The following is a 6,112-nucleotide window of genomic DNA, read 5'->3' as shown; positions in this document are numbered from 1 at the left end:
GGCGACGAGGTGGTGGTGGACTTTATCAACGGCGACCCGGACCGTCCGATTATTACCGGCCGCGTGTATAACGACGCGAGCATGCCGCCGTGGGCGCTGCCGGCTGCGGCGACGCAGATGGGCTTTATGAGCCGCACGAAAGGGGGCTCTGTGGACAACGCCAACGCCCTGCGCTTTGAGGATAAGGCGGGCGCGGAACAGGTGTGGATCCAGGCCGAGCGGAATCTGGATATTAACGTCAAAAACGACGAGTCTCATTCTACTGAAAAAAATCGTACCCAGTTTGTTGGTGAAGATGAAACCTTACGGGTAGCGAAAAACCAGAAATCAGGAATTAAAGGCGATGTGGTATGCCTGACGGGTAAGAGTCGAAACGATAAAGTCGTAGATAATTTTATACTTTCCGCAGGTAATACGCTAAGACTGGAATGTGGTGAAAGTGCCATTGAGCTCTCAAAAGATGGTAGCGTTCATATCATTGGTAATAACTTTAACTTTACTGCAAAACAGAGTGCACAAATTAATACGCTTTCTGGCGAATTGCACTTGAACCCTGACGATGGGCGAAACGTCATCGATCCGCCTGGCGCATCCCTTCAGGAGGAAATCCAACAGGAAGTGGATAGCTTTTTTGTTATTAATGGCAATAACTAAGAGTAACCCGAATGGCTGATTATATTCTTCAGGAAGCAACCCTCGCTTTACCCGATGTATTTAAAGACAGAACCATGAATTTATTTACCCTGAGCGATAACGGAGCCAGCGAGTTTACTTTTGTTGTTTCTCGTGCGAGTGCTAAAAACGAAGACAAAGTCCATGATGCGGCAACTCGCCTGGTGCGTGAACTGGAAATTACGGTGCCCGACTTTCGTCTCGAATCCTCTCAGATGACTTCTGTTGATGGTCACCCGGCGGTAGAGCTTTTTTATCAGTTTAAAAATGATAATGCGGTCATTTTTCAGAAGCAGACGGTGATTTTGCTCGGTGACCACCCCGGCGGGCAAAAGATGGTGTGTTATATCGGTACATGCCCGGGCGAATTTAGCGATTATTATCATAATCAATACCAGGAGATTATCCGTAGTATTAAGTTCCACAAACCTGCTCAGACTGAAACTAAAGAAATGCTCGCTGCCGATAGCCAAGGACCATTTTTTGCGCTTGATAGTGAGAGTAAGTTACTTAGTGTCTTTGAAAACATTCAGGAGCTTTATGGACATCTTTCGCTTCAGCGGGCGAAAGAGGGGCAATATTTGCTTTTTGAAAAGCAGGGTAAACCACTCAGTATTGCACCCGTCCCGGGCAGCCAACCCCTGCGTTACGCGCTGTGGACCACTTCCACAGACACATCAAATCATTTGCTTTCACAGCTATCCGTCTGCCGTCAGGTCTCTGGTTCTGACCAACTTAATACGCCCGATCGGATACGTGGGTATCTGATGGCACAGCGAGCCGAATAGTCATGTCCGAATGTCAGGCTGCTCGCGTAGATGATGAGATAGCACATACAGCCTCAAAAGGCTGGATGATTGCAGGATTGGTGGGCGGGGCCATTCTTGGTGCAGCTGCCGTTGTGGTCACCGGAGGGACCGCGCTGGTTGCAGTTTCTGCCGTTGCGGCTGGGGCATGCGCTGCGGGTGGGTTGGGTGAGCTCCTCGGCAGTATGTCATGGGCTCCACGCCATACTACCGGTACGCTAAAAGAAGGTTCACCCAATGTCTTTATCAACAGCCGAAGGGCAATCCGCGCTCACCTGTCAGCCGGAGAGTGTGATGAGCACAGCGGTAGCCTGCAACGGGTTGCGGAAGGTTCGATAAAAGTTTACATCAATAACTTCCCCGCCTCCCGCGCAGGCGATAAATTGACATGCAGTGCTGAGATTAGTCAGGGATCGCGTAATGTTATTATCGGTGGAAGCAAAGTTCAGACCGATGAAATAAGTCCTGAAATCCCGGAATGGGTGAACTGGACGATGCTCGCCGTTGGTGCCGGAGCCATGGCGGTGCTGGCCAGTCCGGCAATCGCACTTCTGAGTACCCTCGGTGCGATGGGCGGTGGGACAGTCGGTAGTTATGCGGGGGGAATGCTGTTTGGCGAAGGTAGCGACGGTCAGAAATGGGGGATGCTGATCGGCTCGGTTATTGGCGGCGGGGCTGGCATGAAAGGCGGGGCAAGGTTTGATGCGTGGCGGGCTGGTAAGCCTGTTCTCGAACCGGTTAAGCCAAATATTTCGGCCCGAAGAGCTGAACTTAATGAAAAATTTGGACGCACGGGCGATCTTAATAGAGATATTAATATCCGTGCAAATCAAAAAATTGTTGATGATTTTATGCGTTCTCAGGGTGTTGAAGAAAGTAAAATACCAGCTTATCGCAGCGGTATAGATCTTGAACAGAGAGTGACAATTGAAACAATCAATAAAGGGAAAATAGCTTATCAGAATCAATCCCCGGGGAATTGGCAAGGAAACTGGTATTCTCTTGACGAATCGACCCCTGCCACAAAACTAGGCATTAACCCAGAGGGACAGGTCAGGGATACGGGGTTAATTGTTCCTAAAGAAGTAAAAGCTTATCAAGCGCAACAAAAAGTTGAGATGCTTCGAAGTAGTGCCACACCAGCCTTGGACACCTGGTCTGTACCAGACAAACCTTTCCAGACAGAAGGCGGTGGGATACAATGGTTTACTACTAAGCGTGATATTTGGACTCCATATAATGAATAACATGACAGCTCTAAATTATGTTGAAAAAGCATTAACTTTAGCAGAAAAGAGATATGCTGAGGTAAAACATCTCAACCCCCACTCCCCACTTTTACAAATGTACGATTCTATTGTACAACAATTAATATTTCTACGGGATTTAATCGAAGGCAAGGAAAAGGATAAAGCAAAATTATGGAAAATGACTTTCGGTATGTATGCAGCAAAGGAGTTTGATAATTCTGATGAGTTGTTTTTTGAAAGGTTGTCGGATGCCTGGTTTATTGTGGATCAAATCCGCCGAGGATTAAAGGTTAGACTGCCGCATGAGGTTGATGCCAATTACAAAATGAAACAACATAATCTTAAAATGAAATATCCTGATGAATTTTAGGGTTTGATATTAAAAATATTTTATTATGGGTGAATGGTGATAGACTTACATGCTAATTTGAATGTATTGTTAAAATATGTAGATATATATCGTAAGTACTTACCTGTTAGCAGTCTTTCAGTCCAGCAGAAGAAGCAGTATAAATATAATGATAAACTATTAGAATCATCTTTTGATTGCGATGCACAAAAACAATGGGACTTAACACCACAATGTAACATCTCACTCGCGGAATCACGGGATCGTGCTGTCGGTGCGCTTATAGGTCTTGCTGTTGGAGATACTGTAGGTACGACGCTCGAATTTTTACCTCGTGACAAAGCACATGTCAAAGATATGATAGGTGGTGGGCCATTTCGACTCCGCGCAGGTGAATGGACGGATGATACATCCATGGCATTATGTCTTGCGGAAACGCTTCTTGAGAAAGGTGATGCTGATACTATATGCTTCAGGAATAAACTTCTGGAATGGTATTAGCATGGTTATAATAGTTCAAATGGCGTCTGTTTTGATATAGGAAATACAACTCGGTTTGCTTTAGAGCAATATTTAACTGTTGGTCCTGGGTGGAGCGGTAATACAGCGGCAGAAACTGCAGGTAATGCCTCCATCATCAGGCAAGCACCTGTCTCTATTTTTTTTAGAAAGTCATTAAGTAAAGCGTTTTATGAGGCTAAAAAACAAAGTATAGCAACGCATGGAGCCGCGGAAGCAATAAATAGCACACAGTATTTAAGTTATTTGCTTGTGCATATGATTAACGGTAGCAATAAAGATTTTGTTTTTTCTCCGCACGTCATGCCGCTACAGCCACGTGTAATGATTATCAACGCGGGTGAATATAAGCAAAAAACTCGCGATCAGATTCGTTCAAGTGGTTATGTAATCGATACGCTTGAGGCCGCGATGTGGTCCGTATGGAATACTGATAATTTCCTGGATGCGATTCTGCTGGCTGCCAATCTTGCCGATGACGCTGACAGCGTTGCGGCGACGGCGGGACAAATAGCTGGGGCATTATATGGGTGCTCCGGTATTCCGAAGGAGTGGAAAAACAAACTCGTTCAATACGAACGGATTGCTACAATGGCAGGTGAATTGTTCGATAGAGCTCCTGAATACATCGCTTAGAAATTGTTCATCATCTATGGCACGGAAGGATATCCGTGTCATAAATCTGAAGAAAAGTATTGGCTGTTTTTTTACTCTGGCAAAAAGCATGGATAAAAGATGAAATAATGAAATGGACTGGCTTTATAATTTTTATACTCATCGCTTTAGTCTATATCTGGAACGGGAAAGATCTTTACACCCTAAAAGAGTGGCGAGACTTTCGAATTAAATTCATTTCAGTGTTGGTTGGTGCGCTTGCATTGACACTCATTTTAGTTGGCGTATCAAAATCAACCCCGTTACTGGACAGAGAAAGCGCGCGGGCGATAGCATTAATATTACCGGCATCCCTGGTGGCAATGTTACTGTCGAAATTTTTTGTTGTGATGTTGAATGCTATTTTCGAGAGTATTATGCGATTTCATAAACGGTATAATACCAAAGAAATGTATTTAAAACTATCGTCTCTGTCTGCCCGGTACGGGGCCAAATTACACCTGGTAGCAAAATGTCTCGCCTCGCTAGGCTGTATCTTGATGCTCTATGGCATCTGGTTTGGCAGTACAGGCTGATATAAAGAGGTTAGTTAGATGTCAGCAATGCCAGGATATGAAAATAAGTAAATGTGGAATGTTATGATGCATTTGTTTTTCTTTTTTATTTTTATGATTTGGACGCTAGCACTTATCTGGAATGGAAAAGATTTGTTCAACAAAAAACAATGGTTCCTTGCTGGGGTGATGTTCGTTCTGGTGCTAGTGGCTACGGTTGTTATTGGTTTTATGTTGAAATGGCTCGCTCAGTCAATGTCATTATTCTCCGTCGCAAGGGCGAAACAATATTCGATTATCTTTTCCATGTCTTTCCTGTGCGTATGGGGACTAAAAGTTACCGTTGTGCTGCTCGGCACGATCTTTTCCGGGATTATAGGGGGGCACAGAAAATGCAATGCTGAACATTATGAAGCAATATCGTCTATAACACGCGTCATTGCGCCTGGCTTACTAATTGTTGCTAAAAGCGTAGTTTCCCTGGGTAGCGTCCTTATGTTTTCAGGTTTATGGCTTAAATAAGCACGATAAAAAAATATCTCAATGAACACCGAGATTAGTCGACAGTGGAATAAAGATTATGCTCAACCGAATTACCGTTCAGCTCCCGGTGGAGGGGCTGCTTTTCTGGAAACTCTCAGGCCGCGAGGCGATGTCCGAGTCGTTCGCGCTGACGCTGACCGTACTCGGCACGGACGCGCGCATTGACCGCACTAAGCTGCTGGGCCAGCCGGTCACGGTGACCATCCCGACGCAGAGCCTGCTGACCTCCCGCTATATTAACGGCAAGATTACCCGCGTGGCGGTGAGCGCCGTTGAGCTGACGGGCACCCGCTATGCGGTGTACCAGCTGACGGTGGAGCCGGACCTGTGGCCGATGAAGCGCGACCGCAACCTGCGTATTTTCCAGGGGCAGACGGTGCCGCAGATTGTCAAAACCTTACTGGGCGAACATCAGGTTAACGTTGAGGATAAGCTCACCGGCAGCTACCGGGTCTGGGACTACTGCGTGCAGTATCAGGAGTCGAGCCTGGACTTCATCAGCCGCCTGATGGAGCTGGAGGGGATCGCCTATCACTTCAGCCACGATGCGGACAAGCACACCCTGGTGCTGACTGACGCCGCCACGCAGCATCAGCCGTTCAGCGGCTACGAGGTCATTCCGTACCACCAGACGCCGTCCGGCGGCAGCACGGACGAAGAGGGCATCAGCCAGTGGGCGCTGGAGGACAGCGTGACGCCGGGGATTTACAGCCTCGACGACTATGACTTCCGCAAGCCGAACGCGTGGCTGTTCCAGGCCCAGCAGAACCCGGCGTCGCCGAAGCCGGGCAGCATCGACGTGTA

The 6,112-nt window shown here is 46.9% G+C and carries 6 protein-coding genes and 2 pseudogenes; all 8 read left to right on the top strand.

Annotation, left to right across the window (positions count from 1 at the left end; all coding sequences use genetic code 11):
• A pseudogene (locus A6013_RS23520) lies at positions 1–654 on the top strand (type VI secretion system tip protein VgrG); the annotation flags it as partial.
• An 11-nt stretch (positions 655–665) separates the two neighbouring features.
• On the top strand, positions 666–1,460 hold the full coding sequence (locus A6013_RS23515) for a DcrB-related protein (protein WP_069733841.1): 795 nt from the start codon (positions 666–668) through the stop codon (positions 1,458–1,460).
• A 2-nt stretch (positions 1,461–1,462) separates the two neighbouring features.
• Positions 1,463–2,725: a polymorphic toxin type 46 domain-containing protein gene (locus tag A6013_RS23510; protein ID WP_048958857.1), complete on the top strand. Its 1,263-nt coding sequence runs from the start codon at positions 1,463–1,465 to the stop codon at positions 2,723–2,725.
• Entirely contained in the window at positions 2,718–3,098 is a 381-nt protein-coding gene (locus A6013_RS23505; RefSeq protein WP_069733840.1) for an immunity protein Tsi6 family protein, read from the top strand. Before A6013_RS23510 ends, A6013_RS23505 begins: the two co-directional genes overlap by 8 nt.
• Before the next feature lie 36 nt (positions 3,099–3,134).
• Positions 3,135–4,232, top strand: a pseudogene (gene tri1 / locus A6013_RS23500) (ADP-ribosylarginine hydrolase Tri1).
• Between the two features lie 59 nt (positions 4,233–4,291).
• On the top strand, positions 4,292–4,786 hold the full coding sequence (locus tag A6013_RS23495) for a hypothetical protein (RefSeq protein ID WP_048958855.1): 495 nt from the start codon (positions 4,292–4,294) through the stop codon (positions 4,784–4,786).
• Positions 4,787–4,849: 63 nt separating this feature from the next.
• Complete coding sequence (locus A6013_RS23490; protein ID WP_247649073.1) at positions 4,850–5,287, top strand: hypothetical protein; 438 nt, start codon at positions 4,850–4,852, stop codon at positions 5,285–5,287.
• Between the two features lie 58 nt (positions 5,288–5,345).
• Positions 5,346–6,112: type VI secretion system Vgr family protein (locus A6013_RS23485; RefSeq protein ID WP_139128244.1), on the top strand; the 767-nt coding region annotated here is incomplete at its 3' end.

Source organism: Enterobacter sp. IF2SW-B1 (genome assembly GCF_001743375.1).
Classification (GTDB): domain Bacteria; phylum Pseudomonadota; class Gammaproteobacteria; order Enterobacterales; family Enterobacteriaceae; genus Enterobacter; species Enterobacter bugandensis.
Note: the sequence above shows the minus strand (reverse complement) of the source record. Positions and strands in the feature narration are given on the sequence as shown.

Excerpts from the sequence above, each read along its gene's own strand:
- A6013_RS23505 (WP_069733840.1), top strand. The coding sequence starts at position 2,718 with ATGAATAACATGACAGCTCTAAATTATGTTGAAAAAGCATTAACTTTA.
- A6013_RS23515 (WP_069733841.1), top strand. The coding sequence starts at position 666 with ATGGCTGATTATATTCTTCAGGAAGCAACCCTCGCTTTACCCGATGTA.
- A6013_RS23510 (WP_048958857.1), top strand. The coding sequence starts at position 1,463 with ATGTCCGAATGTCAGGCTGCTCGCGTAGATGATGAGATAGCACATACA.
- A6013_RS23490 (WP_247649073.1), top strand. The coding sequence starts at position 4,850 with ATGATGCATTTGTTTTTCTTTTTTATTTTTATGATTTGGACGCTAGCA.